Genomic DNA, 25,605 nt, shown 5'->3' on the forward strand with positions numbered 1-25,605 from the left:
GGTACTGGGTTCCGCGGCTGCCGCGGCCGCGAGACCGCACCCGCCAGGACCCGTGCGCTGCCTACTGGTACGAGACGAAGACCGGGGACGGCTCGACGGCGAACGTCTGCTTCGGCGTGAACGTCGGCTTGTCCTCGTCGTAGAAGTTCTTCCAGCCCCACCAGATGTTGGCGGGCGCACCGGCGCGCACGGCGTCCCAGGTCGCCATCTTCTCGCTCGCCACGCCGAATCCGTCGGCGTGGATCACCACGCTCAGCTCGTCGACGTCGGTGTCGATGCCCGACCGCCCGGTGATCATGTCGGTCCGGAACTGGTGCAGCATCAGGATCTTCTGCGGCAGCCGGTCGGCGCGGGTCAGCTCGGCGAGCCACGCCGCCGTCTTGTTGATCTCGTTGGCGCCGACCGAGCCGATCTGCACCATGTGCTGCTGGTGCGGGGCCAGCCGCCACTCGGGGTCGAGCGCGAGCCCGACGTGCGGCTGCTTGAGCAGCTCGGTGTACCGCTTGGCCTGGGTCAGGAAGTCGGTCCGTCCGGGCTGCAGGTCCAGCAGCACGTAGATGCCGGCCGCGCGGGCGGCGTCCACCCAGGGCTTGAGGTGCTCCACGGTGGACTCGTTGGAGTAGTCGCCGTCAGGGCCGGGGTCGCTGGACGCCACCGTGGTGATGATCTCGAACGCGGGCACGACCTGGTCGTCGGTCAGCGAGCCGTACTGGGCGGCGACCTTGCGGGCGCGGGCGACTGCGGCGTCGACCCCCTGCTCGCCGAGTGAGCCGAGGCCGGAGTCGCCCGGGTGGCCGTAGAGGGCGATCAGGCGGCGGTGGGGGAAGAGGACCTGGCGGCCGCCGGGCAGCAGGGTGCCCGTCTCGGCGGTGTCGATCCGGTTGCGCAGCCGGTCCGCCGAGCCGAAGGCGCTGCCGAGCGCCATCACGTGCGTGCCCGGCCGGGCCGCGAGCGCCTTGATGGCCTCGTCGTCGGCGCGGGGGTCGGGGTGGGCGAGCACCAGTACCTGGGCGCCGCTCGCCTTGGCGGTGGCCGTCGCGGCCGCGGCCTCGGGGCGGCCGAGCGTCAGCACCAGCAGCTTGTCGAGCGCGGCCACGGCCGCCAGCCGGGGCAGGCCCTCCTCGACGAACGGCTTCACCGCCCGGCCTTCGGCGGGGTGGTCCTGCGCCCAGCGGGCCGCCGCCTCGCCGACCGGGATCAGGGTGCGCGGTGCGAGCCGGTCCAGCTCCTCGCGCAGCGCGGCCGCCGCGACGTCCTTCGCGGCGGTGAGCAGCACGGGCACGCCGAGCTTCACCGCGGCCGAGCCGGCCTGGGCCATGCTCGCCTCGTCCTGCTCGCCCACCAGGACGACCGCGGGCGCATGGCTGAACAGCGAGCGGCTGGTCTGCAGTGCGAGCTCCGCGCCGGTGGTGCCGGGCACCACGGTGGTCGCGTCGGTCGGCATGACCGTGCGGGAGGCGGCGCGGGAGTCGGTGTTGAGGGCTGCGGTGCAACCGGCGGCCAGCAGAACGCAGGCGAGCAGCGCCGGTCGGAGCCGGGAGATGAGCATGGTGCGCCTCACAGGGTTCAGCAGCCACGAAGTGGACATTCTGCGCAAACGGTAACGTCTCGACCACGCGCTGTCCGGTGGATGCCGCTTTTCGCCACGATCCGGCGGCGGACCCTCCTGATCATCCGACTTGCCAGGCACCTGGGCGGTTAGGCGCGCAAGATACGCCCGGTTGCCAGGCAAGTCGGATGATCAAGCGAAGGGGGTCCGCTCCTGGGGGATGTGGACCCGCGCCATCGAGATCGGGCGGCGCACCCGGAAGCCGAGCCGCTCGTAGAGGGCGACGGCGCCGTGGTTGTCGTGCTCCACGTGCAGGAAGGGCGACTCGCCGCGGGCACGGATGCCGGCCACCAGCGCGCGCACCAGCCGCGTGGCCAGCCCTCGGCGCCGGTGGGCCGGATCGGTGCACACGGCGCTGAGCTCGGTCCAGCCCACCGGGCGCAGCCGCTCGCCGGCCATCGCCACGAGTGCGCCGCCGTGCCGGATGCCCAGGTAGGCGCCCATCTCCAGGGTGCGCGGCAGGAACCGGCGGCCGTCGCGGTGGCGGGCGACGAAGTCCACGATCTCGGGCACGTCGGCCGGGCCGAGCCGCACCGCCTCCGGGTCGGTCCGCGGGGCGACCTGCTCGCCGACGAGCTGCAGCCCCGGGCCGACGGAGGACAGCTCCCACCCGTCGGGCGGCGCCACGACGACGCCGGCGACCGGCGCCTGCTCGGGGCCGACCAGCGCCGCCACGTCGGCCCAGTCCTGCGCGGAGGCCGGGTGCGGGATGGCGATGAACTTCATGACGTCCGGTGGGTAGCGCACGATGCGGCCGCGCCGCTGCGCCAGGTGGGCGTGCGGACCGTCCAGCGCGGACCGGACGGGGTCGTCGAGCGGGTGGGCCATCGGGCCGTCCTCAGGGTCGGTGTGAGCGCCGGCGCCGACTCTATCGCGACAGTCACGATCGTGGATGGAATGAGCGGTCGGCGCACCCTCTGATCTGGAAAGCGCATTCCCGAGTGGTACGCCAGGCAGGCCCCCCGACGTCGGTCGATGCCTCATTGACGATCACGGCCCCGGACGCTGCAACAATCCTGCAAACGGTGATCCATTGACTTCGTCCTGTCCGGACTGCACCGTGTTACGGAATGCGCTTTCCCGAAACGCCGGCGGTGCGGGCGGCTCGCCGGACGTGAACGGGGCGCGTGGGAACCGACCGCCCGGCCGTGCCTGGCCGATTCTCCGACTCGAGACGGAGATCCGCAGGCCCGACGGCTCGGGGCAGGCACAGGAGTTGCGCGTCCGGAACGCGGGCCGCAGCGGAGTCGCCGACCCGGGCCACACCCGCAACAGCATCCGCATCCAGGTCGGCCGGCGAGCCGGCCCACGACAGACGAAGGGTCCGCACCCTCGGCGGCCCACCGAGGGCGACCCCGCAGACGACAGCGACATCCGGCACCACGAAGACGAAGGCGAGAGCAGGATGAAACGAACAGTCGCATGGCGACTCTCCGCGGCGCTGGCCACGACGACGGCCGCGGCCGCGATCGGCGTGGCCCTGTCCGTGCCCCAGGCGTCGGCCGCGACCGGTGGCGTCACCGGCTACGCGACCCAGAACGGCGGCACCACCGGCGGCGCCGGCGGGCAGACCGTGCAGGCGTCCACCGGCACCGCGATCCACACGGCCCTGTGCAACCGGGCCAGCAGCAGCACCCCGATCATCATCCAGGTGTCGGGGACCATCAACCACGGCAACACCGCCAAGGTGTCGGGCAACAGCTGCAACACCGCCGACGGGGTGATCGAGCTGAAGGAGATCAGCAACGTCTCGATCATCGGCGTGGGCAGCGGGGCGGTCTTCGACCAGCTGGGCATCCACATCCGTGACTCCAGCAACATCATCATTCAGAACGTGACCATCCGGAACGTCAAGAAGTCGGGCTCGCCCACCTCCAACGGCGGTGACGCCATCGGCATGGAGAGCACCGTCCGCAACGTCTGGGTCGACCACGTCACCCTGGAGGCCTCGGGCGGCGAGTCCGAGGGCTTCGACGGCCTGTTCGACATGAAGAACGACGTGGAGTACGTGACGCTGTCCTACAGCATCCTGCGCAACTCCGGCCGGGGCGGCCTCATCGGCTCCAGCGAGACCGACACCGGCAACAACTACATCACGTTCCACCACAACCTGTACTCGAACATCGACTCGCGCACGCCGCTGCTGCGCGGCGGTATCGCACACATCTACAACAACCACTACGTGAACCTGCACGAGTCCGGTATCAACTCCCGGGCCGGCGGCCGCGCCAAGGTGGACAACAACTACTTCAAGGACTCCAAGGACGTGCTCGGCACGTTCTACACCTCCGAGGCCGGCTACTGGCAGGTCAGCGGCAACATCTTCGACAACGTGACCTGGTCGAGCCCCGGTAGCGACAACAACCCGGCCGGGCCGAACGTGCAGTCGAACACCAGCGTCAGCATCCCGTACTCCTACCCCCTCGACGCGGCGAGCTGCGTGCCGAGCGTCGTCGCCGCGACGGCGGGCGCCAACAAGGGCCTGCAGGTGTCCAACGGCAGCTGCACGCCGGTGTCGCCGTCCGCGGGGCCGAGCAGCCCCGCGCCGTCGGTCAGCCCGTCGCGGTCGACCGCGCCGTCGCCGTCGGTCAGCCCGTCGGCCTCGCCCAGCACCTCGCCTTCGGCCTCGCCCAGCCAGCCCAGCGGCACCAACCTCAGCCGGATCTCCGGCGCGGGGGCGGACGGCTCCAGCAAGGTCGACGGGACCAGCTACGGCAACGTCAAGGACGGCAGCCTGACCACCTACTGGCAGCCGACCGGCGCGACCGGTGACATCTCCGTCAAGTGGGGCTCGGCCGTGACCGTGTCCCGGGTGGTCATCCGCGAGCCGTCCGGCACCTCGGGCAGCATCGGCTCCTGGCAGCTGATCAACTACAACACCGGGGCCGTGCTGAAGACCGGCAGCGGGGCGGGCACGATCACCTTCACCGCCACCTCGCTGACGAAGATCACGTTCCGGATCACCAGCTCGTCCGGTGCGCCGCGGGTCGGCGAGTTCGAGACCTACGCGAGCTGACAGCACGGCGGCGGCGTCCTCTCGGGCGCCGCCGCGAAGAAGGGCGGGGGTCGTCTGACGACCCTCGCCCTTCTCGCTGCTCAGCCGCGTGCGGTCAGCACCTGCTGATGGTCGAGTTGCTCAGGGTGATGGAGATGGTGAGGTTGTCGGCGCACGGGTTCTCCACCAGGCGGCTGTTGACCAGGGTGAAGTTCCGCAGGGTGATGTCGCGGTTGCCCGCGAACTCGGTCCGCTCGGCCAGCCGGACCTCGCCGCCGCCGCTGATCGTCCCGCCGTTGGCCGCGATGTTCACGTTGTAGCAGTTCTCGATCAGGATCGCGTTGTTGCCGGTGTTGGCGATGTCGACCCGGTCGATCGCCGCCCCGCCGCTCTCCGAGACGCAGAAGATGCCCCGGCCGCCGCCTCGGGCGCGGACCGTGCCGACCCGGATGTTGGTCGAGTAGCTCGACCCGATCCGGCCGTTGCGGTTGGCCATCCGGAACGCGGCGTATCCGGTGCCCGCCCCCGCGTTCTCCGCGTCGACGGTGCCGACCGTGGCGTTGACGGTCTGGTTGAGCAGCAGCCCAGACTCGCCCACGTTGCGGGCGGTCACGGTGCCTACGGTGAGGCCGTCCACGCCGTACGTCTCCACCGCGTGCGAGCTCGCGCCGGACACGTACACGTTGTCGATGCGCACGTTGCGGGTCCACTGGCTGGTGTCGCCGCGGTTGTCGATGCGCACGCCCAGCCCGGCCGACAGCCGCATGTCGATCTGGCCCAGGATCACGTCGGTGACGTTGCGCATGAAGATGCCGTACAGCGGCGTGCCGGTGACGTTGAGGTGCTGGACCTCGACCTGGGTGGTGCCGCGGGAGTAGATCGGCGCCTGGTCGCCCGAGCCCGATCCGGTCACGTTGATCGTGCCGCACACGTCGAGCACGGTGTAGCTGGGCAGCGAGATGCGCGCGTTGGCGCTCATCGAGCCCGAGCCGCGCACGACCACCCGCTGCTTGGCCGTACGCCCGGCGGACAGGCTGTTCACCGCCGCCTGCACCGCCGCGCGCAGGTCCGTGCCCGTGTAGACGGTGCTGCCGCCGTTGCGGGCGGTCCAGGTGGAGCCGCTGAGCACGGCCTCGGCGTGGAACGAGCCGCTGCCGCATCCGGTGCCGCCGCCGCCCGAACCCAGCTTGGCCAGCTGCCACTGCTGGTTGGCGCCGCCGAGGTCCTGGTACTGCGAGAGCATCGCGCCGTCGGCGGTGGACCAGCCCCACAGGTCGATGGCCTTGCCGCTGTGCCGGTTGACGAACCGCACGTAGCCGTCGGGCGAGTCGGACACGCCGAAGTGCTGGCGGGTGTTGCCGCTGACCGCCGCGTTCTGCACGAGCTGGATGCCGTCGTTGGCGTTGGGCAGCTCCAGCACCTTGCCGCTGTGCACGGACCGGATCTGGTAGTAGCCGCTGCCGACGTCGACGAAGCGCCACTGCTGCACCGCGAGGTCGTTGCGGGCGTACTGGTTGATCGGCGCGCCGTCGGCGGTGGACCAGTTGTAGAGGTCCATCGCCTTGCCGCTGTGCCGGTTCACGAACACGTACGTCGCGCTCGTGTCGATGGTCGCCGCGAGCGCCGGCCGGCCGGCCACCAGGGCGCCCGTGGCGGCCAGCGCCGCCGTGGTGAGCACGGTCAGCAGCGGACGCCATCGGCGTCCTGGCCGGATGCGCGCGTTTTCGGGCCGCATGTTTCCTCCTTCGTCGGGACACGTGGAGGCGCCGCCCGGTGGCGGGGTTCGGTCCCCGCCGGCGCCGATGACGGAAGCGCAGTGGAAAGCGTTTTCCTCCACGGGAGGCTACGGCCGACAGTTATGCATGTCAATGCCAACCTTGCGGTGCAACGTCCTGGTTGTCGCATGCGAACAGGCGGCCGGCGCCTCGTCCTGCCCGGGTACGCGCCGATGGCGCGGTGCTCATCGCGCCGCGCCATCGGGTACTCAGGGTGAAGGCCGGGTGTCTCGTCCCGCAGGGGCTCAGGCGAAGTCGAACAGGGGTGGGAAGAACAGCACGACGGCCCAGGCCCAGGCCGCGTACACGGCCAGGTAGCGGGTCTGCCACTGCTCCAGCTTGGTGAACGGCAGGCGGCCGCGGACGAAGCCGAGGAACAGCCAAGCCGACCAGGCCAGGTTCGCCAGCAGGACGATGTTCTCGCCCAGCGCGGCGGTCTTGTTGGCGGTGAAGCCCCACTCGGTGATCCGCCCGGTGATCGCGATCAGCACCAGCACGTCGATGACGAGCGCGCTGACCACGAGCGCGAGCTGCAGCCGGTCGAACACGCCGGGCTTGGCCTGCGGGTCGCGGGCCGAGATGGCGTACAGCAGCAGGCCGAGCACCACGACCAGCAGCAGGTCGAAGATGATCAGCATTTCGCGCTCGACGTCGATGACGCTGGTGGTCCAGGCGACCGCGCCCAGGAAGGCGAGCAGGGTCGCCGTGAACAGCGGGGTGAACACCTTGGTCAGCACCGGCGCCATGTTCTCCACGACGCTCTGCTTCGCCTCGACGAGCCACGCCGCGACCACCACCGCGGCCACGGCGCCGCAGGGCAGCAGCCAGGTCGAGATGAACGTCTCCGGGTTCAGGCCGATGGCGTTGAAGGTGCCCGCGGTGAAGGCCGTGAGCACGCCGCCGCCGAGCCCGAGCAGCGCGAAGTAGATCAGGAACTCGCCGGTGAACCTGATGAAGTCCATCCGGCGCCGGTCGGAGCGCCAGTCGCCGCCGGTGTACGCCACGCCGACGACCAGCCACAGCGCGATCGGCAGGTGGATCGCGGCCAGCACCAGGGTCTGCGAGCTCTCGCCCATCGGGTACGTGTTGACCGCCACCGCCCCGAGCGCGAACAGCGCCGCGAGCACGCCGATGAGGCGAGGGCTGAGCCGGCGCAGCCAGGCGAAGTACGCCGCCAGCGGCGCCAGCGCGAACAGGCTGGCGTTGCGCACGTAGAAGGCGGCGTCGCCGTCCATGCCCACGCCGAGCCAGCCCGGCACCTTGATGCCGAGCGCGGCCACGGCCGCGCAGACCACCATGACCCACAGCTCGCGCCGCGACCGGGTGGCCGTCGCCGCGGCGTCGTCGCCGGTCAGCACGAGCTGCTTCCACAACCGCTCGGAGTGCTCGCGGGCGAACTCGCGGGACAGCTCGTCCAGGCTGCCCATCCGCTTGACGGCGATCAGGAACGCCTCGTCGGGGTGCAGCCCGGCCTCGGTCAGGTCGTTGATCCGGTCGCGCAGGTGGTCCTCTAGCTCGTCGGCGTCCGTCTGGTGCATCTCGCGGCGGCGGCGCACGTACGCGCGCCACTCGGAGATCTGCTGCTCCAGGTCCTCATTGCTGTCGATACTCATCGGGTCACACTCCCCAGGCCGGTGCGGCGATCGGGCGCAGCATCGGCCCGGAGTTCCAGACGCCCCGCAGGGTTTCGACGACCGCCGTCCACTGGGCGCGCTGCTCGGCGAGCTCGGCCCGGCCCAGGTCGGTGATGCGGTAGTACTTGCGCTTGCGGCCGCTCTCCGGCGTCTGCCAGGCCGACTCGACGTGGCCTAGCCGCTCGAGGCGGTGCAGCAGCGGGTAGAGCAGGCCGTCGGTCCATTCGAGCTGACCGCCCGACAGCTCGTTGACCTGTTTCAGAATCGCGTATCCATAGCTCTCGCCCTCGGCCAGGATGCCGAGGACGAGGGGGGTTGCCGAGGCCGCGACGAGATCTTTCGTGATGTGCACGAGGGGACACCGCCTAATCCTTGAACTGCAATGCATAGTAGTTCTAGGTATCGTGTGCGCGCAACGCTACCCTTCGGTTCATGCCGGCACCTCACGCACACTGCTCCTACTGCGGCAACGCCTACGCCGCCGACCAGCCGTGGCCGCGCCGCTGCGCGGGCTGCGACGAGATCAGCTACGTCAACCCGCTGCCGGTCGCGATCGCCGTGCTCCCCGTCGGCGCGGGGCTGCTCGGCGTACGCCGCGCCATCGAGCCGTGCGCGGGCGAGGTGGCGCTGCCCGGCGGCTTCATCGACCTCGGCGAATCATGGCAGGAGGCGGTGGTGCGCGAGCTGTGGGAGGAGACCGGCGTGCGCGCCGACGCCGCCGACGTCACCCTGTACGACACGCTCAGCGCCCCCAACGGCACCCTGCTGGTGTTCGGCCTGCTGCCGCCCCGCGACCTCGCCGACCTGCCCGCGCCGGTCGCCAACGCGGAGTCGGCCGGCTGGGAGCTGGTCACCCCCGACACCCCGCTCGCGTTCACCCTGCACGCCGCCGTGGCCGCCCGCTGGTTCACCACCGCCCGCGCCATGTAGATCGTCCGACTTGCCAGGCACATGTGCGTATCTTGGGGACTCATTCGCCCAGGTGCCTGGCAAGTCGGACGATCTTGGGGGCGGGGTCCGGGCGGCGGGGAGGCGGGCCGCGATCATGGTGTGGGACGCTGGGCACGTGCAGGACCCACTCGCCTCGGCAGAGCAGCTCGCGTCCGGCGGAGACCACGCCGCCGCCGTCCGGCTCGCCCGCGAGCTGGAGGACACCTACGCCCAGCAGGGCGACGACGGCGCGACCATGCTCGTCTGGGTCCGGCTGAGCATGGCCCGGTGGCTGGCCGTGCAGGAGCGGCCGGACCGGCACGCCGCCCTGGCCGTGCTCGACGCCGCCGAGCGGACCTGGCGCACCCCCGCCGTGCAGAACACCGAGCTGGTGCACCTGCTCGGCGCCGAGCTGATGTCGCTGCGCAGCTTCGTACTGCGCCAGCTCGGGTACGCCGCCGACAGCCTCGCCGCCGGCGAGCAGGCGCTGGCCTTCTTCGCCGACCTGGAGCAGGACGCGCCGGAGATGCTGTCCGCGGTGGGCCGCGTGCCGCTGTTGCTCAACCGGGGCGCGGCACTGGCCGACCTCGGCCGCACCGCCGACTCGCTCGCACCGCTGAGCCGGGCGCTGGACGCGCTGCGCACCTCCGGCGCCGTGCACCCCGAGGTCGAGGTCGAGCTGCTGGTCCTGCAGGGGACGTCGCTGACGCTGCTCGGCCGCTTCGCCGAGGCCGACGCCGCCGAGACCGAGGCGATCGCGCTGGCCCGCAAGGAGACCGGCCGCTCCGCCCGGCACCTGCTGGCCACCGCGCTCACCAACCACGCCACGACGCTGACCCGGATGCGGCGCCTCGACGAGGCGCTCGACACGGTCGGCGAGGCCATGAACGTGCTGCGCCAGGTCGACGGGGAGCCGCTGACCGTGCCGCAGCGCCGCCGCTGGGGGCTGCCGCTTTCCACCGAGGCCGAGATCCTGCTGGTCCAGGGCCGCCGGCAGGACGCCGCCCGCGCGGCCCGCCGGGCCGAGCCGATCCTGCGCGAGTACGCCGCCGAGGTCCCCCTGCTCGTCGCGGGCTCCCTGGCCAACGTCTGCCTGCTCATCGGCGAGGCCGAGGACGACCCCGCCTACGCCGCCGAGGCCCTGGACCGCCTCACCGCCCTCAACACCCAGTTCCCCGGCCGCTACACCTACTGGTGGCACCGCGCCCAGTCCCTCGTAGCCCGCCTCACCGACCCTGCCTGATCACGCCGACCCGGCTGGATCGCGGCTACCTGACTTGTTCGCGGCGACCCCGGCTTGATCGCGGCGACCCGCTTGATCGCGTCGATCTTGCGCGAACTGTTGGGGGTTTGCCCGTTTGGGGCGTGTCGTACCCACAGTTCGCGCAAGATCGGCGCGTTGGGGTGGGGTCAGGAGTCGGGGCGGCCGGTGCGGAGGGTGAGGCGGTCGAGGGTGAGGAGCTGGACCGTGGTGATGGCGGCGGCGACGATGAGGAGCACCGGCAGGGGGTAGAGCCAGCCGGTCGGCACGCCGCGGTCGAAGCCGAAGGCCTGGACCGCGTTCAGCACGACGACCTGCATCGGCGCGGTGTCGGGCCGGATGCCGGCGATCAGCGGCCACCAGGCGTCCTGCGCCGCGACGATCCAGGCCATCAGCGCGGCCAGCCCGACGACGGGCAGGGCGCGGGTCCAGCGCACGCCCCGGAACAGCAGCGCACTGCCGACCAGCACCGGGATGCTCAGCGAGGCGGGCGGGACCAGGAAGAGGAACTCGCTGCCGTCCTCCATCCGGTGCGCGAACGCGTCCGGGGTCAGCGCGGGCAGCCCGACGAACAGCCAGGGCGCGAACGGCAGCAGCAGCAGTTCGCTGCGGTCGCCGAGCGGTCGCAGCGCGCCGATGCCGTACCCGGCCAGGGCTGCGGCCGACACGCCCGCGAGGGTGGACAGCAGCGGCGGGATCCACGTGGAGACCAGGTGCGCCAGGGGACCGGACGCCATGGCCTCGGTCGAGAACGACACCGAGCTCAGCAGCCAGGGCACCAGCCCGGCCAGCGCGAGCAGCGCCCCGACCCCGGTGACCAGCAGCGACACCACGAGCCACGGCGACCCGCCGGCGGGCCGCGCTACCACGTGCCCGGCGGGCGGGCCGGGCTGGTCGGCGGGCGGCGTGGGCTGTTCGGTGGCAGGGCCGAGCGTCGTGGCCCCAGCCGAGCCGTCGAGGCCGGGCTGGTCGGCGAGGCCGAGCTGGTCGGCGGGTGCTGTGGGCTGGTCGGCGGGGACCAGTCGGGCGCGGGCCGCGATCAGCCAGACCGTGACGCCGACGCCGAGCACGGCCAGCGGCACCAGCAGCAGGGCCGCACCCGCCGAGGCCGCGCCCAGCTCCAGGTACTGGAACGCGGTCTCGAAGACGAGCATCGCGGGCGACCGGAAACGCGGCCCGCCCGGCGTGCGCAGCAGGTACGGGAAGGCGAACGACTGCAGGGCGAACGCCAGCGCCGTCGCCGCGATCACGCCGCTGACGAGCAGCGCACCCGGCCAGGTGTCCCGCAGCCGGGTGGACCGGCGGAAGACCAGCAGGTATGCCGTCACGGCCAGGCCGACGGCCAGCCCGGCGAACGCGGCGTACTGCGCGACGAACGGGTTGAGGTCCATCGGGGACTCCAAGGCCAGCAGCCACGCGACGGAACCCATCGCGGCGCCCGCGGCCGCCATCGGCAGCGCGAACGCCGCCCGCGCGGCCCACCGGCCCCAGCGCCCGGCCCGCGCGGCGAGCCACGCCGTCAGTCCGCCGCCGACCAGCGCGGTGGCGGTGACCGCCACGGCCAGCAGCACCGGTCCCGGCAGCGAGCCGGCGAAGTGGTCGAACACGTCGCCGTAGTTGTCCCAGCCGACCGACTCGGCCGGCCGCGACAGCATGTCCGCGTCGGTGAAGCTCGTGAACCACGTCCGCACGGTGGGCACCAGGTAGCCGGTGACCAGCAGCACGGTCGCGGGGATCAGCGCGAGCAGCCCCCAGAGCAGGTGCGGACCGCGGGGTGCCGGCTTCGGCACTATGTCCATCATGGACTCGAATCTAGTCCCGCCCGGCAGACGGAGGAACCGCCTGGCAGCCGTACGGCCAACGGCAGGTGAGCCGAACGGGGGAGTGCGCCGGATGCCCGGCGAGCTGGGTTGGCAGGGCGTCGCCGCAGGTGGATAGGGTCGCCGGGCAGGCGGCAGCCGCCGCGCGGTGACCCGGATCACGGGAACTCGCGCGCCCCGGGGGACAGAGAAGTGGTCATGGAGTCGAGTCTGCGCGCCCGGATCCGGGCGGGCGATGCCAGCGCCTTCGCCGAGCTGTTCGACCAGTACGCGCGGTCGGTCTACAACCACGCGTTCCGGCTGACCGCCGACTGGTCCACGGCCGAGGACGTCATGGCCGCCACGTACCTGCAGGCCTGGCGTTCCCGGGAGCGGGTCGGCGAGGAGGGCGGGTCGCTGCGGCCGTGGCTGCTCGGCATCGCCACCAACGAGGCGCGCAACCACACCCGCGGCAACCGCCGCTACCGCGCCGCCGCGTCGGCCCTGGCCGCGGCGGAGCTCACCGAGCCCGACCACGCCGACGCGGTGGCCGGGCGGCTCGACGACGGCGCCCGCATCACCGCCGCGATCGGCGCGCTGGCGCTGCTGCGCCGCCAGGAGCGCGAGGTGGTGACGTTGTGCCTGTGGGAGGGCCTGGACTACGAGTCCGCGGCGCGGGCGCTGGGCGTGCCGATCGGCACCGTGCGCTCGCGCCTGTCCCGCGCCCGGACCAGGCTGCGCGACCTCGTCGACGCACCCCGCCGCACCTCCCGCGCCCCGGCCGACACGCCGCCGGGGGCGGCGGGCCGGCTCACGCGGAACCAGGACGGGCCCGCCGGACAGGTAGAAGGCGGCGTCGTCCGACTCACTCAGGAGGGCAACCGATGAAGGCGCACTCGCCGCTGGACCCGTCCGAGTGGGACGAGCTCGCCGCACTGCTGCCCGACCCCGGACACCGCGAGCTGCCGCCGGGCCGCCACGAGCTGCACCGTGAACGGCTGCTGGCGGCGATCACCCCGCCGGGGCGTACCGCATCGTCGCGTCGCGGGCGGGTCGTCCCCGGGCTGTCCGCGTGGCGCGGGCCGGGGCTGCGGCGGCCCGCGCTGGCGCTGGCCGCGCTGGTCGCCGTCGTGGGGACCGCCGCCGCGGTGGTCGCGACCGCGGACCGCGGGCCGGTGACCGCGATCCCGTCCGCCGCGCCCTCCGCGCCCGCGCTGACCCCCACCGGCGAGGGCGGCGTCACCGCGAAGGTCCGCGGCTACGGCACCGTCCGCCAGCTCACCGCCGCCGCCGACCTGGTGGTACGCGGCGAGGTGGTGCGGGTCGCCGGGGCCGGGCCCGACCGCGCCGCCGTCCTGCGGGTCGACGAGGTGCTCCACCGCGCCCCCGGCCTGCCCGCCGCCGCCGAGATCACCCTGCGCACCCCCGCGACCGAAGGCATGTCCCTGCTGGAAGCGGGGCAGACGGTGGTGCTCTACCTGGCCCACGACGCCGGGTCGGGCTCCTTCGGCCCGCTCAGCGGCGACTTCGGGGTGTTCGACGTGACCGGCGACATCGCGACGGCCCGGTCGCAGACCAGGTCGGTGACCGGCCTGCGTGACGAGGACGCCGCCAACGCCGGCCGTGCGTTCACCACGACGCTGGCCGACCTGCGCACGCTCGCCCGCGAAAAAACCTGACCGCGACCGGGAACCCGGCGGCCGCGGCGCACAGATACATGGAGCAAGCAGCGCCGCAGCCGCACGAGGGTGTCCGGCCGGCGCCGACCCGCAAGGAGCGTTCCATGGCGAAGTCCCACCACCCCCACCGCGCCCGCGCCCTGGTCGCCGCCGCGGCCCTGCTGACCGCCGCGGCCCTGGCCGCCTGCACCGGCACCGACCCGGCCACCCCGGCGGCGGCCCCCGCGACCAGCGCCGCCGCCGCGCCGACCGAGGCCCAGCCGCCGGTCAGGGGCAAGCTGCGGGGGTACGCCACCGTCCGCGAGCTCACCGACGCGGCCGACCTGGTGGCCCGCGGCCAGGTCGAGGCGAACGGGTTCCGGGTCGACGAGGTGCTGCGCGCCGCGTCCGGCGTCACCGCCAAGGCCGGGGACCGCATCACGCTGACCGGCCTGAACGGGAAGACGGTGGACATGGTCCACATGTCGAAGCTGGAGCCGGGCCAGACGGTCGTGCTCTACCTGGCCCGGGACGCCGCGGCGGGCGCCTTCAGCACGCTCAGCGGCGACTTCGGCGTCTTCGACGTGACCGGCGCCGACGACCAGGCCGCCGCCGTCACGCGCTCGCAGGCCATGGCGGTCAGCGGTCTGCTGGCCGAGGACCCGGCCGCCTCGGGCAAGGGCTTCCGCACCACCCTCGGCCAGCTCCGCACCGTCGCCACCCAGGCGAAGTAGCCCACCACCCAGGCGAAATAGCCCGCCGCCCCGGCCGAGTGCCCGCCGAGCCGCGACTCGGCGGGCTCAGCCCGAAGATCGCTGTTTCGTGTCAGGAAACGCAGCCCGACCAGCCTTTTAGGCACGAAACAGCGATCTTCGCCCCCGAAACCCGGCCCACCCGAGACGATCAGCGGCCCCGGCCCCGGCATCTAACCCCGACCCCGGCCCCGGCACCTACCCCGGCCCCGGCACCTACCCCGGCCCCGGCACCTACCCCGGCCCCGGCACCTACCCCGGCCCCGGCACCTACCCCGGCCCCGGCACCGGGCCGGTCGACTCGCGGATGACCAGTTCGGTGGCCAGCTCGATGTGGAGTGCGTCGAGCCGGTGGCGGTCGAGCAGGCGCACCAGCACGCTGACGGCGATGCGGCCCATCTCCTGCAGCGGCTGGCGGACCGTGGTCAGCCGGGGCGAGGTGGCCTGGGCTAGGTCGATGTCGTCGAAGCCGGTGACCGACAGGTCGGCGGGCACCCGCAGCCCGCGCTCGGTCGCCGCGGCCAGCGCGCCGACGGCGGCCTTGTCGTTGAAGCACACCAGCGCCGTCGGCCGGTCGGGCAGGTCGAGCAGCTCACCGGCGGCGCGGTGGCCGAACTCGGTGGTGGGCTCGGCGGAGCGGACCAGCGCCGGATCGGCCAGTACGCCGACGTCGGCCAGGGCCGAGGTGTGCCCGGCGAGGCGGGCCTGGCCGGCGAGCCAGTTGTGCGGCCCGGCGAGCACGCCGATGCGGCGGTGGCCGAGCCCGGTCAGGTGCGCGGTCAGCGCGCGGGCGCCGCCGAAGTGGGCGGCCGACACGGCGGGCAGGTCGCGCGGCGGGGGAGTGCGCGGGTCGACGACGACGAACGGCAGGCCGTCGCGGCGCAGCTGTTCGAGCTGCTCGCTGGGCTCGGGCGGCAGGATCAGGATGGCGCCGCCGAGGTCGGTGCGCGCGGCGAGGGTGGGCAGGACGTCCTCGTTCTGCGCGGTCTGCCCCGCGTCGAGCAGCAGGTTGCGCCCGTGCAGCAGCAGCGTCTCGGCGATCGACGAGACGATCAGTCCGAAGTAGTCGGTGAGCTGGTACGGGCAGCGCACGTAGACGGCCTGGCGGGCGGGCGGCACTGCGGACGCGGCGGCGGCGTCGGCCGCGGCCCGCAGCCGCTGGGCGGCACGCTGGACCAGCTCGCGGGTGTCGGCGGCGACGCTCGGGTGGGCGTTGAGGGCCCGGGACACGGTGGCGATGGACAGGCCGGTCGCCGCGGCGATGTCGCGGACGCTGCCTTTACGCGTCGCGGGTCTGGTCATGTGTTCCAAGCCGTTTCATGGGCGTCAGCATATCGGGCCGTCCCGGGGTCATCCAGGGGCTGCTGCAGCGCAACGCGGACCGCCGCGACCACGGGTGGTCCCTGCTGCCGGCATGCCGCGCCGACCTCGCGTTTCACGCTGTTACATCGGGTGTCACGTCGCCCACCTGCCACATCGGACTTGGCATGCATCGAACTATTGACATGATGTTTGCGCGGTGGTTGTCTGCCAGGCAACGATGTTTCAAGAGTGTTACAAGCTGTTACATGGGCGTCCTGCCCTGCCGGGCCGGGCGACCCGCCGCTGCGGACCAGAGGTGAGCAGATGAGAAGACCAGCGACAGGTGCCGTCGCCGCGGCGCTGACGGCGACGCTCGCGCTCGGCGGCGCCGCGACCGCGTCCGCCGCGCCGTCCTCCCGGCACCGGCCGGAGCCCCAGGCGAGGGTGTGGGTCACCACCGTGGACCGGTCCGAGCTGCTGCACGAGCGCGCCCCGGTGGCGTTCCGCGAGGGCACGTCCGCGCAGCCGACGATCGTGGTCGACCCGCGCCGGGCGTACCAGAGCATGGACGGCTTCGGGGCGTCCATCACCGACTCCTCGGCCGAGGTGCTGCACCGGCTCAGCCCCGCCGCCCGGGACGAGGTGATGCGCTCGCTGTTCGACCCGGTGCGCGGCATCGGGGTCAGCTTCCTGCGCCAGCCCATCGGGTCGTCGGACTTCACCGCCGCCGACGCGCACTACACCCACGACGACGTGGCCGCCGGGCAGACGGACTTCGGGCTGCGCGGCTTCAGCATCGCCCACGACGAGGCGCGCATCCTGCCGCTGCTGCGCCAGGCCCGCCGGCTCAACCCGAAGCTGACCATCATGGCCACCCCGTGGAGCATGCCCGCCTGGATGAAGACCAGCGGCTCGCTGGTCGGCGGCCGCCTGACCGACGACCCGGCGGTCTACCGGGCGTACGCGCGCTACCTGGTCCGCTTCGTGCAGGCGTACGCGGCGGCCGGGGTCCCGATCGACTACCTGTCGGTGCAGAACGAGCCGCAGAACCGGGCGCCCTCCGGCTACCCCGGCACCGACCTGCCGGTGCGCCAGCAGGAGAAGGTGATCGAGGCGCTCGGCCCGCTGCTGCGCGCCGCCAGCCCGCGCACCCGGATCCTCGGGTACGACCACAACTGGGCCACCCACCCCGGCGACATCGCCTCCACCCCGCCCGGCGCGGACCCGGAGACCGACTACCCGTACCGGCTGCTGTCCGGGCCGGCCGCGCGCTGGCTCGCGGGCACCGCGTTCCATTGCTACTACGGCGACCCGTCCGCGCAGACCGCGCTGCACGACGCCTTCCCCGACAAGGGCGTCTGGTTCACTGAGTGCTCCGGCTCGCACGGCCCCGCCGACCCGCCCGCCAAGTTCTTCCGCGACACCCTGGTCTGGCACGCCCGCACGCTGGCCATCGGCACCACCCGCAACTGGGCGAAGTCCGTCGTGAACTGGAACATCGCCCTCGACGAGACCGGCGGCCCGCACCTGGGCGGCTGCGACACCTGCACGGGCCTGGTCACCGTCGCCGCCGACGGCACCGCGACCACCAACGCGGAGTACTACACGATCGGCCACCTGTCGAAGTTCGTCCGCCCCGGCGCGGTGCGCATCGCCAGCACGTCGTTCGGCACCACCGGCTGGAACGGCCAGGTCATGGACGTCGCGTTCCGCAACCCCGACGGCTCCACCGTCCTGGTCGTACACAACGAGAACGACGACCCGCGCTCGTTCGCCGTCGCCGTCGGGGACCGGATCCTCGACTACACCCTGCCCGGCGGCGCCCTGGCCACCTTCACCTGGCCCGCCCACCCCGCCCTGTGCAGCGACCTGCGCGAGCTGCCCCTGACCGGCGCGACCGCCACCGCGAACCCCGCCGGCGAGAACCCGGCCGCCGCCGTCGACGCCGACGCCTCGACGCGATGGAGCAGCGGCCAGGCCCAGTCACCCGGCCAGTACCTGCAGCTCGACCTCGGCGCGACCCGCATCTTCCGCCGCGTCGCCATCGACAGCGGCGGCAACCTCGGCGACTACGCCCGCGGCTGGACCCTGTCGGCCAGCGACGACGGCACCACCTGGCGCGACCTGGCCACCGGCACCGGCACCGCCCAGCTGACCACCGTGGACCTGCCCCGCACCACCGCCCGCCACCTGCGCATCACCGCCACCGCCGAGGCCGGCAACTGGTGGAGCATCGCCGACATCCGCCTCTACACCTGACCAACCCCCGCAAGGGAGGCGGGGCCGGAGGGGCCCGACCCCGCCTCCACCGAAAGGAAGGGCACCTTCTTAACGCCATGCGTAGAGGAAGGGCACCTTCTTAACCCAGGACTCAAGGCTCGGACCGCGTCCGCCGACCGCCTGCCCTCGGGCCGCTCCCCGCGCCCGCACCGCCCCACCGCACCCCCCCCACCGCACTGGCCCACCGCGCCGCGCCGCCCCACCGTCCGGCCCGCCTGATCCACACAGCGACATATCCGCACAGCGTCATCCGTCCGGCTGCACAACCGATCCGCGCCGCGTCACCCGATCTCCGCACACCTGATCCGCGCCGAGCGGTCCAGGCGATGGCCCCTGCCCGCAGCGGGCCCGACCGCGCCCCGCGCCCCGTCTTCGGTCCGGCGACGCTGCCGGACCGGATCCCGGGAGGACACCGACCCTCCCGCAGCTCCTGCCCGTCCCGATCCGAAGGAGCACCGCCATGCAACATCGGCACACCCCTTCCCGGCACCGCCGCCGGGTCGCGGTCACCGCAGCGGTCACGCTGCTCGCGTCCGCCGCCGCGCTGGCCGGCCCGGCGACGACCGCGTCCGCGGCCACCGGCCCGACCGTGTCGGCCTGGGTCACCACACCCGACCGGGCCCAGCTGCTGGCCCCGGTCGCGAGCCAGGTGTTCGACTCGACCCGCCCGCGTCCCGGCCAGACGATCACCGTCGAGCCGTCGCAGGTCCTGCAGACCATGGACGGCTTCGGTGCGTCCATCACCGACTCGTCCGCGGCGCTGCTCCACCGGCTGCCCGCCGCGCAGCGCGACCAGGTCATGACCTCGCTGTTCGACCCGGTCAACGGCATCGGGCTGAGCATGCTGCGCCAGCCGATCGGCAGCTCCGACTTCGTCGACGAGCCGCACTACACCTACGACGACCTGCCCGGCGGCCAGACCGACCTGCCGATGGCCCGGTTCAGCATCGCCCACGACGAGGCGCAGATCCTGCCGCTGCTGCGCCGCGCCCGGCAGCTCAACCCCAACCTCAAGATCATGGCCTCGCCGTGGGGGCAGCCCGCCTGGATGAAGGCGAACAACTCGCTGGTCGGCGGCCGGCTCAAGGACGATCCGGCGATCTTCCGGGCGTACGCGCTCTACCTGGTCCGGTTCGTGCAGGCGTACCAGGCGGCGGGCGTGCCGATCCACGCGCTCACCGTGCAGAACGAGCCGCAGAACCGCACCCCCGACAGCTACCCGGGCACCGACATGCCGGTCGCGCACCAGGCGGCGGTCATCAACGAGCTCGGCCCGCTGCTGCGCGACGCGGGCCTCGGCCACGTGAAGATCATCTCGTACGACCACAACTGGACCCAGCACCCCGACGACGCCGCCGACGCCGCGCGCCTGGGCGTGCCGGCCGAGCCGACCTACCCGTACGACATCCTGCGCACCTCGGCCGCGCAGTGGATCGCCGGCACCGCGTACCACTGCTACTCCGGCGACCCGGCCGCGCAGAGCGCGCTGCACGACGCGTTCCCGGGCAAGGACATCTGGTTCACCGAGTGCTCGGGCTGGCACGGCGTCAACGACCCGCCGGCCCAGGTCTTCTCCGACACCCTGAAGTGGCACGCCCGCAACCTCGCGGTCGGCGTGGTGCGCAACTGGTCCAAATCGGTGATCAACTGGAACCTCGCCCTGGACAGCGCCGGCAGGCCGGTCAACGGCGGCTGCGGGGACAACACCGCCGGCATGTGCACCGGCGTGGTCACCGTCGACGGCACCACGGTCACCCGCAACGCCGAGTACTACACCCTCGGCCACCTCGCGAAGTTCGTGAAGACGGGCGCGGTGCGCATCGGCTCCAACAACGCCGGCGACCTGCACAACGTCGCGTTCCGCAACCCCGACGGGTCGTACGCGCTGCTCGTGGCCAACGTCGGCGGCGGCACGCAGACCTTCGGCGTCTCCTTCAACGGCATGATCGTCAGCTACACCCTGCCCGCCGGGGCGATCACGACGCTGACCTGGCCCAACACCGGCGGCGACGGCACCGCGCCGACGGCGCCCGCCAACCTGTCCGCGAGCGGCACGACGGCCTCCTCGACGAGCCTGTCCTGGTCGGCGTCCACCGACAACGTCGGCGTGACCGGATACCTGGTGTTCCGCAACGGCGTGCAGGTGGGGACCACCACGACCATCGGGTACACCGACACCGGCCTGGCGGCCTCGACCAGCTACTCCTACACCGTCCGTGCCCGTGACGCCGCGGGCAACCAGTCCCCGGCCTCGGCGGCGCTGACCGTCACCACGTCGTCGTCCGGTGGCGGCGGTGGGGGCATCGACCCGGCCGCCTGGTACCAGGTGACCAACACCAACAGCGGCAAGTGCCTCGACGACGCCGACTGGAACACCGGCAACGGCGCCCGGCTGCAGCAGTGGACGTGCTCGGCGACCGCCGCCAACCAGCAGTGGCAGTTCCGCCCGACGAGCGGCGGCTACTACCAGGTCGTCAACCGGCACGCGGCCACGCTGGTCTGGGACGTCAACGGCGGGCCCGGTGCCACCGGCGACGGCGCCCAGGTCCACCTGTGGTCCTACGTCGGCGGCACGAACCAGCAGTGGCAGCCGGTCGCCCTCGGCGGCGGCCTGTACCGCTTCGTCGCCCGCAACAGCGGCAAGTGCCTCGACGTACGCGACGTGTCCACCGCCGACGGTGCCTGGCTCCAGCAGTGGACCTGCACCGGCGGACCGGCCCAGTCGTTCCGGCTGACCGCCCGGTAGTCCCTCTAGCGCGGGGCCCGGTGCCGCCGACCGGCGCACCGGGCCCCTGCCCGTCCCCGCACCGGCCCGGTCCCGGTCCCGGTCCCGCCACGGCCTGTCCCGGTCCCGCAGCGGGCAGGGCCGGTCAAGATCGCTAGTTCTGGTCAGAAAGTGCAGCCAGACTTCTTTTTCTGACCGGACACAGCGATCTTGACCGCCCGAACCAGGGTCTTGACCCCGGCTCGGCCTCGGTCCGCCACCGTCGCCGAACCCGGAACCGGGGCCGCACCAATTCTTGACTCATTCCAGAAAAGCGGCCAGACTACCGGACGTGGCCGTCACCCTGGACTTCCGGCGGATGCCGCGGGGAGCCGCCCAGCGCGTGGCCCGCACCCACGCAGGCAGGTCCTGACCCACCTGACCGGCAAGTCACGGAAGGAACCCGATGTCCGAGAACCACGATGCCATCGTCCACGACGCCGAGGCCGGGGCCGAGTCCCGCTGCCCGGTCGCGCATGGACGCGCCCCGCACCCGACCCAGGGCGACGGCAACCGCGGTTGGTGGCCGAACCAGCTCAACCTGAAGATCCTCGCGAAGAACCCGGCCGTGGCCAACCCGCTCGGCGCGGAGTTCGACTATGCCGCCGCGTTCCAGGCTCTCGACCTGCCCGCGGTGAAGCGGGACATCGCCGAGGTCATGACGGCATCGCAGGACTGGTGGCCCGCCGACTACGGCCACTACGGCCCGTTCATGATCCGTATGGCGTGGCACAGCGCCGGCACGTACCGCATCAGCGACGGCCGCGGTGGCGCCGGGGCCGGGCAGCAGCGTTTCGCCCCGCTGAACAGCTGGCCGGACAACGGCAACCTGGACAAGGCCCGCCGCCTGCTGTGGCCGGTGAAGAAGAAGTACGGCCAGAGCCTGTCCTGGGCCGACCTGATGATCCTGGCCGGCAACGTGGCGCTGGAGACGATGGGCTTCAAGACCTTCGGCTTCGCGGGCGGCCGCGCCGACGTCTGGGAGCCCGACGTCGACGTCTACTGGGGTCCGGAGACCACCTGGCTGGGCGACGCCCGCTACACCGGCGACCGCGAGCTGGAGAACCCGCTCGCCGCGGTCCAGATGGGCCTGATCTACGTCAACCCGGAGGGCCCGAACGGCAACCCGGACCCGCTGGCCGCGGCCCGTGACATCCGCGAGACGTTCGGCCGCATGGCGATGAACGACGAGGAGACGGTCGCGCTGATCGCCGGCGGCCACACCTTCGGCAAGACCCACGGCGCCGGGCCCGCCGAGCACGTCGGCGCCGAGCCCGAGGCCGCCTCGATCGAGGAGCAGGGCCTGGGCTGGCGGAACTCGTTCGGCACCGGTAAGGGCGGCGACACGATCACCAGCGGTCTCGAGGGCGCGTGGACCAACACGCCGACCCAGTGGGACAACAGCTTCTTCGAGATCCTGTTCGGGTACGAGTGGGAGCTGTCGAAGAGCCCGGCCGGGGCGCACCAATGGAAGCCGAAGGACGGCGCGGGCGCGGGCACGGTCCCCGACGCGCACGACCCGTCGCGCACGCACGCGCCGACGATGCTGACCACGGACCTGTCGCTGCGCTTCGACCCGGTGTACGAGCAGATCTCCCGCCGGTTCCTGGCCGACCCGGAGGCGTTCGCCGACGCGTTCGCCCGCGCGTGGTTCAAGCTGACCCACCGTGACATGGGCCCGATCGCCCGCTACCTCGGGCCGGAGGTCCCGGCCGAGACGCTGATCTGGCAGGACCCGGTCCCGGCCGTGGATCACGAGCTCGTCGACGCGGCCGACGTCGCGGCGCTCAAGGAGCGCGTGCTCGCCTCGGGTCTGACCGTGTCCGAGCTGGTCTCCACCGCGTGGGCCTCGGCCGCGTCGTTCCGCGGCAGCGACAAGCGCGGCGGTGCCAACGGCGCCCGCGTCCGGCTGCAGCCGCAGAGCGGCTGGGAGGTCAACAACCCCGACCAGCTGGCGCGGGTGCTGCACGCGCTGGAAGGCATCCAGGAGTCGTTCCACGCGGCCCAGACCGGCGGCAAGCGGATCTCGCTGGCCGACCTGATCGTGCTGGCCGGTTCCGCGGCGGTCGAGCAGGCCGCCCGCGACGGCGGTCACCCGGTCGAGGTGCCCTTCACGCCGGGCCGCACGGACGCATCGCAGGAGCAGACCGACGTGGAGTCCTTCGCGGCGCTGGAGCCGGCGGCCGACGGCTTCCGCAACTACCTGGGCAAGGGCACCCGCCTGCCCGCGGAGTACCTGCTGGTCGACCGGGCGAACCTGCTCAACCTGAGCGCCCCGGAGATGACGGTCCTCGTCGGCGGCCTGCGCGTGCTCGGCGCGAACCACAACGGTTCGCAGCTCGGCGTCCTCACCGCGACGCCGGGCACGCTGACCAACGACTTCTTCGCGAACCTGCTCGACCTGGGTACGCAGTGGCGCTCGGTCAGCGGTGACCAGGAGACCTTCGAGGCCATCGACCTCGCCACGGGACAGGTCAAGTGGACCGGCACCCGTGCCGACCTCGTGTTCGGCTCGAACTCGGAGCTGCGGGCGCTCGCGGAGGTGTACGCGAGCGACGACGCGAAGGAGAAGTTCGTGCGCGACTTCGCGGCGGCGTGGGTCAAGGTCATGAACCTCGACCGGTTCGACCTCGCCTGATCCCCGGTCGTCCGGGCCGGCCCCCGTGGTCCGGCCCGGACACCCGGGCACTTTCACCGAAGCCCGTCGGCGTATCGCCGGCGGGCTTCCGGCTGTGCGGCCACCGAAACTTCCGGGATCGGGCGCGACTACGACCATCCGGCCGCCTGTGCCGTTGGGCGACGCGGGACGACCGGCTGGCGACATGCGGCCGGAAGCTTCCGGAACATGTTGACGTACGTCATTGGCCTCGCCGAGCCTGGGACGTGCCATGACATCCGTGATCATCTATCGCGGAGGTGCTTCCCCTGCCCGGAAGGAGGCCTGCTGTGAACCCCAGCCCGAGCCGTTCCAGGGCCCGATCGGTCGTCGCCGCGCTCGCGGTGTCGGCGATCGCGCTCGCGGGAACGGCGACCCTGATCGCCGCCACCACACCCGCCCTGGCCGCACCCGCCGCCCTCGGCGTCGAGGACGAGGGCGCCGCCTGCCCGGTGACCCTGCCCGGCACCACGACCGCCAACTCCCGGCTTCCCGACCCGTTCCGGAAGCTGGACGGCACCCGCATCAGCGCCAAGTCCGAGTGGCAGTGCCGCCGCGAGGAGATCAAGAAGCTCGCCGAGCGGTACGTCTACGGCACCAAGCCCGCCCGGCCCGCCACCGTCACCGGCACGGTGACCAGCAGCAACATCACCGTGAACGTCAGCGACAACGGCCGCAGCGCCAGTTTCTCGGCCAGCGTCAGCCTGCCCAGCGGCACCGGCCCGTTCCCGGCCGTCGTCGTGGTGGGCGGCCTGGGCGCCGATACCGCCACCATCCGCGCCGCGGGCGTCGCCGTCATCAGCTACGACCCGCTCGCCGTCGGCCGCGAGGGCACGCCCCGCAACAACAAGCAGGGCGCGTTCTACAGCGTGTACGGCAACACCAGCAGCACCGGACTGCTGCTGGCCTGGGGCTGGGGGGTGAGCCGCATCATCGACGTCGTCGAGCAGTCGGGCGGCGGCATCCTCAAGGCCGACGCGATGGGCGTCACCGGGTGCTCGCGCTACGGCAAGGGTGCGTTCGTCGCGGGCGCCTTCGACCAGCGCATCGCGCTGACCATGCCGATCGAGTCCGGCAGCGCCGGTGCGCCGATCTTCCGCGGGATCCCGGGTGAGTCCGGCGCGCAGCCGCTCAGCAGCGCGTACTCGGAACAGCCGTGGCTGGGCGACGCGTTCAGCCCGTTCACCGGCAACCCGAACTCGCTGCCGATCGACACGCACCAGATCATCGGCATGGTCGCGCCGCGCGGGCTGTTCCTCATGGAGAACCCGCGCATCGACTGGCTGGCCGCCCGCTCCGGCAGCGTGGCGGCACTGGGCGGTGCCGAGATCTACAAGGCGCTCGGCGCGGGCGCGAACATCACGTACTGGTCCGACGTCGCGGACGGCACGCACTGCGCCGTCCGGTCCGAGTGGCGCACCCCGCTGCAGCAGCACCTGCAGAAGTTCCTGCTCAAAACGGGCAACGCCGCGGGCACGATCCGGATCTCCAGCCTGAAGTCCGGCAACCTGGCCGACTGGCGTGACTGGACGACGCCGACCCTCACGGACACGACCCCGACCGCCGGCCCGCCCTCGTCGCCGCCGCCGTCGTCGCCCCCGCCCTCGATCCCGCCGTCCTCCCCGCCGCCGTCGGTCCCGCCCTCCTCGCCGCCGCCGTCGTCACCGCCTCCGGTCGGCGCCTGCGGTGCGGCGTTCCGCACGGTCAACACCTGGCCCGGCGGGTTCCAGGGCGAGGTGACGGTCACGGCCGGCGCCTCGGCGATCAACGGCTGGACGGTGACCTGGACACTCGCCGGCGGGCAGACGATCACCCAGCTCTGGAACGGCGCGCTGAGCACCAGCGGCTCGGCGGTGACGGTGCGGAACCTGTCGTGGAACGGCTCGCTCGGCGCGCGGTCGTCGACCACGTTCGGCTTCACCGGCACCGGCAGCGCCGCGGTGTCCGGGCTGACCTGCACCAGTCCCTGACCAGCCGAGAATCACCCGGGTCGGGGCCCGCCTGCGCCGGGCCCCGACCCGACCGAGGCTCCGGCCAGGACGGCACGACGGCATGGCCGTAGCCTCGACTCGCGCCCCGGGCGGCTCGACGACGATCGGAGCATCGACCGGCGCTCGCGGCGGCTTGACGACGACCCGAGCCTCGACCCGCGTGCCGGGCGGCTGCACGGCGAGATGATGTCCAGATCGC

At 72.7% G+C, this 25,605-nt stretch carries 17 protein-coding genes; 10 read left to right on the top strand and 7 right to left on the bottom strand.

Annotated elements, in window-relative coordinates; all coding sequences use genetic code 11:
• Window positions 1-61 precede the first annotated feature (61 nt).
• Together AB0J67_RS22300 and AB0J67_RS22305 are read right to left on the bottom strand one after the other, a co-directional pair.
• On the bottom strand, window positions 62-1,588 hold the full coding sequence (locus AB0J67_RS22300; protein WP_363485330.1) for a hypothetical protein: 1,527 nt from the start codon (window positions 1,586-1,588) through the stop codon (window positions 62-64).
• Window positions 1,589-1,741: 153 nt separating this feature from the next.
• Window positions 1,742-2,437 (bottom strand): GNAT family N-acetyltransferase, encoded by a 696-nt coding sequence (locus tag AB0J67_RS22305; protein ID WP_363485331.1) that lies wholly within the window; start codon window positions 2,435-2,437, stop codon window positions 1,742-1,744.
• A 577-nt stretch (window positions 2,438-3,014) separates the two neighbouring features.
• Here AB0J67_RS22305 and AB0J67_RS22310 point away from each other — a divergent pair.
• Complete coding sequence (locus AB0J67_RS22310; protein WP_363485332.1) at window positions 3,015-4,625, top strand: pectate lyase; 1,611 nt, start codon at window positions 3,015-3,017, stop codon at window positions 4,623-4,625.
• A gap of 94 nt (window positions 4,626-4,719) precedes the next feature.
• On the opposite strand, the gene AB0J67_RS22315 is transcribed toward AB0J67_RS22310, so the two are convergent.
• The 3 genes from AB0J67_RS22315 to AB0J67_RS22325 form a co-directional block, all read right to left on the bottom strand.
• A complete protein-coding gene (locus tag AB0J67_RS22315) occupies window positions 4,720-6,339 on the bottom strand; it encodes an RICIN domain-containing protein (protein WP_363485333.1) in 1,620 nt (539 codons plus the stop codon).
• Window positions 6,340-6,624: 285 nt separating this feature from the next.
• On the bottom strand, window positions 6,625-7,992 hold the full coding sequence (locus tag AB0J67_RS22320) for a permease prefix domain 1-containing protein (RefSeq protein WP_363485334.1): 1,368 nt from the start codon (window positions 7,990-7,992) through the stop codon (window positions 6,625-6,627).
• A gap of 4 nt (window positions 7,993-7,996) precedes the next feature.
• On the bottom strand, window positions 7,997-8,365 hold the full coding sequence (locus AB0J67_RS22325) for a PadR family transcriptional regulator (protein WP_363485335.1): 369 nt from the start codon (window positions 8,363-8,365) through the stop codon (window positions 7,997-7,999).
• An 80-nt stretch (window positions 8,366-8,445) separates the two neighbouring features.
• On the opposite strand from AB0J67_RS22325, the gene AB0J67_RS22330 reads away from it, so the two are divergent.
• Window positions 8,446-8,943, top strand: coding sequence for an NUDIX domain-containing protein (locus AB0J67_RS22330; RefSeq protein WP_363485336.1), 498 nt, complete (start codon window positions 8,446-8,448; stop codon window positions 8,941-8,943).
• 136 nt (window positions 8,944-9,079) lie between these two features.
• Complete coding sequence (locus AB0J67_RS22335; RefSeq protein WP_363485337.1) at window positions 9,080-10,186, top strand: hypothetical protein; 1,107 nt, start codon at window positions 9,080-9,082, stop codon at window positions 10,184-10,186.
• Window positions 10,187-10,353: 167 nt separating this feature from the next.
• Here the strand turns inward: AB0J67_RS22335 and AB0J67_RS22340 are convergent, their stop codons facing one another.
• Window positions 10,354-12,006: a hypothetical protein gene (locus AB0J67_RS22340; RefSeq protein ID WP_363485338.1), complete on the bottom strand. Its 1,653-nt coding sequence runs from the start codon at window positions 12,004-12,006 to the stop codon at window positions 10,354-10,356.
• A 216-nt stretch (window positions 12,007-12,222) separates the two neighbouring features.
• Here AB0J67_RS22340 and AB0J67_RS22345 point away from each other — a divergent pair, with 216 nt between their 5' ends.
• The 3 genes from AB0J67_RS22345 to AB0J67_RS22355 all read left to right on the top strand — a co-directional run bounded on the left by AB0J67_RS22345 (window position 12,223) and on the right by AB0J67_RS22355 (window position 14,395).
• Window positions 12,223-12,891, top strand: coding sequence for an RNA polymerase sigma factor (locus tag AB0J67_RS22345; protein WP_363485339.1), 669 nt, complete (start codon window positions 12,223-12,225; stop codon window positions 12,889-12,891).
• Window positions 12,888-13,682 carry a hypothetical protein gene (locus tag AB0J67_RS22350; RefSeq protein ID WP_363485340.1) on the top strand — a complete coding sequence of 265 codons (795 nt, stop codon included), beginning with the start codon at window positions 12,888-12,890 and terminating at the stop codon, window positions 13,680-13,682. Before AB0J67_RS22345 ends, AB0J67_RS22350 begins: the two co-directional genes overlap by 4 nt.
• Window positions 13,683-13,786: 104 nt before the next feature.
• Window positions 13,787-14,395, top strand: coding sequence for a hypothetical protein (locus AB0J67_RS22355; protein WP_363485341.1), 609 nt, complete (start codon window positions 13,787-13,789; stop codon window positions 14,393-14,395).
• A 288-nt stretch (window positions 14,396-14,683) separates the two neighbouring features.
• Here AB0J67_RS22355 and AB0J67_RS22360 read toward each other — a convergent pair whose 3' ends face one another.
• Window positions 14,684-15,715 carry a LacI family DNA-binding transcriptional regulator gene (locus AB0J67_RS22360; protein WP_363485342.1) on the bottom strand — a complete coding sequence of 344 codons (1,032 nt, stop codon included), beginning with the start codon at window positions 15,713-15,715 and terminating at the stop codon, window positions 14,684-14,686.
• Between the two features lie 324 nt (window positions 15,716-16,039).
• Between AB0J67_RS22360 and AB0J67_RS22365 the strand changes: the two genes are divergently transcribed.
• From AB0J67_RS22365 to AB0J67_RS22380, 4 genes are all read left to right on the top strand, one after another.
• Window positions 16,040-17,974 carry a discoidin domain-containing protein gene (locus tag AB0J67_RS22365; RefSeq protein WP_363485343.1) on the top strand — a complete coding sequence of 645 codons (1,935 nt, stop codon included), beginning with the start codon at window positions 16,040-16,042 and terminating at the stop codon, window positions 17,972-17,974.
• A gap of 481 nt (window positions 17,975-18,455) precedes the next feature.
• Complete coding sequence (locus tag AB0J67_RS22370; protein ID WP_363485344.1) at window positions 18,456-20,741, top strand: RICIN domain-containing protein; 2,286 nt, start codon at window positions 18,456-18,458, stop codon at window positions 20,739-20,741.
• A gap of 424 nt (window positions 20,742-21,165) precedes the next feature.
• Window positions 21,166-23,397, top strand: coding sequence for a catalase/peroxidase HPI (katG, locus tag AB0J67_RS22375; RefSeq protein WP_363485345.1), 2,232 nt, complete (start codon window positions 21,166-21,168; stop codon window positions 23,395-23,397).
• A gap of 308 nt (window positions 23,398-23,705) precedes the next feature.
• Window positions 23,706-25,385 (top strand): cellulose binding domain-containing protein, encoded by a 1,680-nt coding sequence (locus AB0J67_RS22380; protein ID WP_363485346.1) that lies wholly within the window; start codon window positions 23,706-23,708, stop codon window positions 25,383-25,385.
• Window positions 25,386-25,605: the final 220 nt, after the last annotated feature.

Origin of the sequence: Catellatospora sp. NPDC049609 (assembly GCF_040675365.1) — a bacterium.
Classification (GTDB): Bacteria; Actinomycetota; Actinomycetes; order Mycobacteriales; family Micromonosporaceae; genus Catellatospora.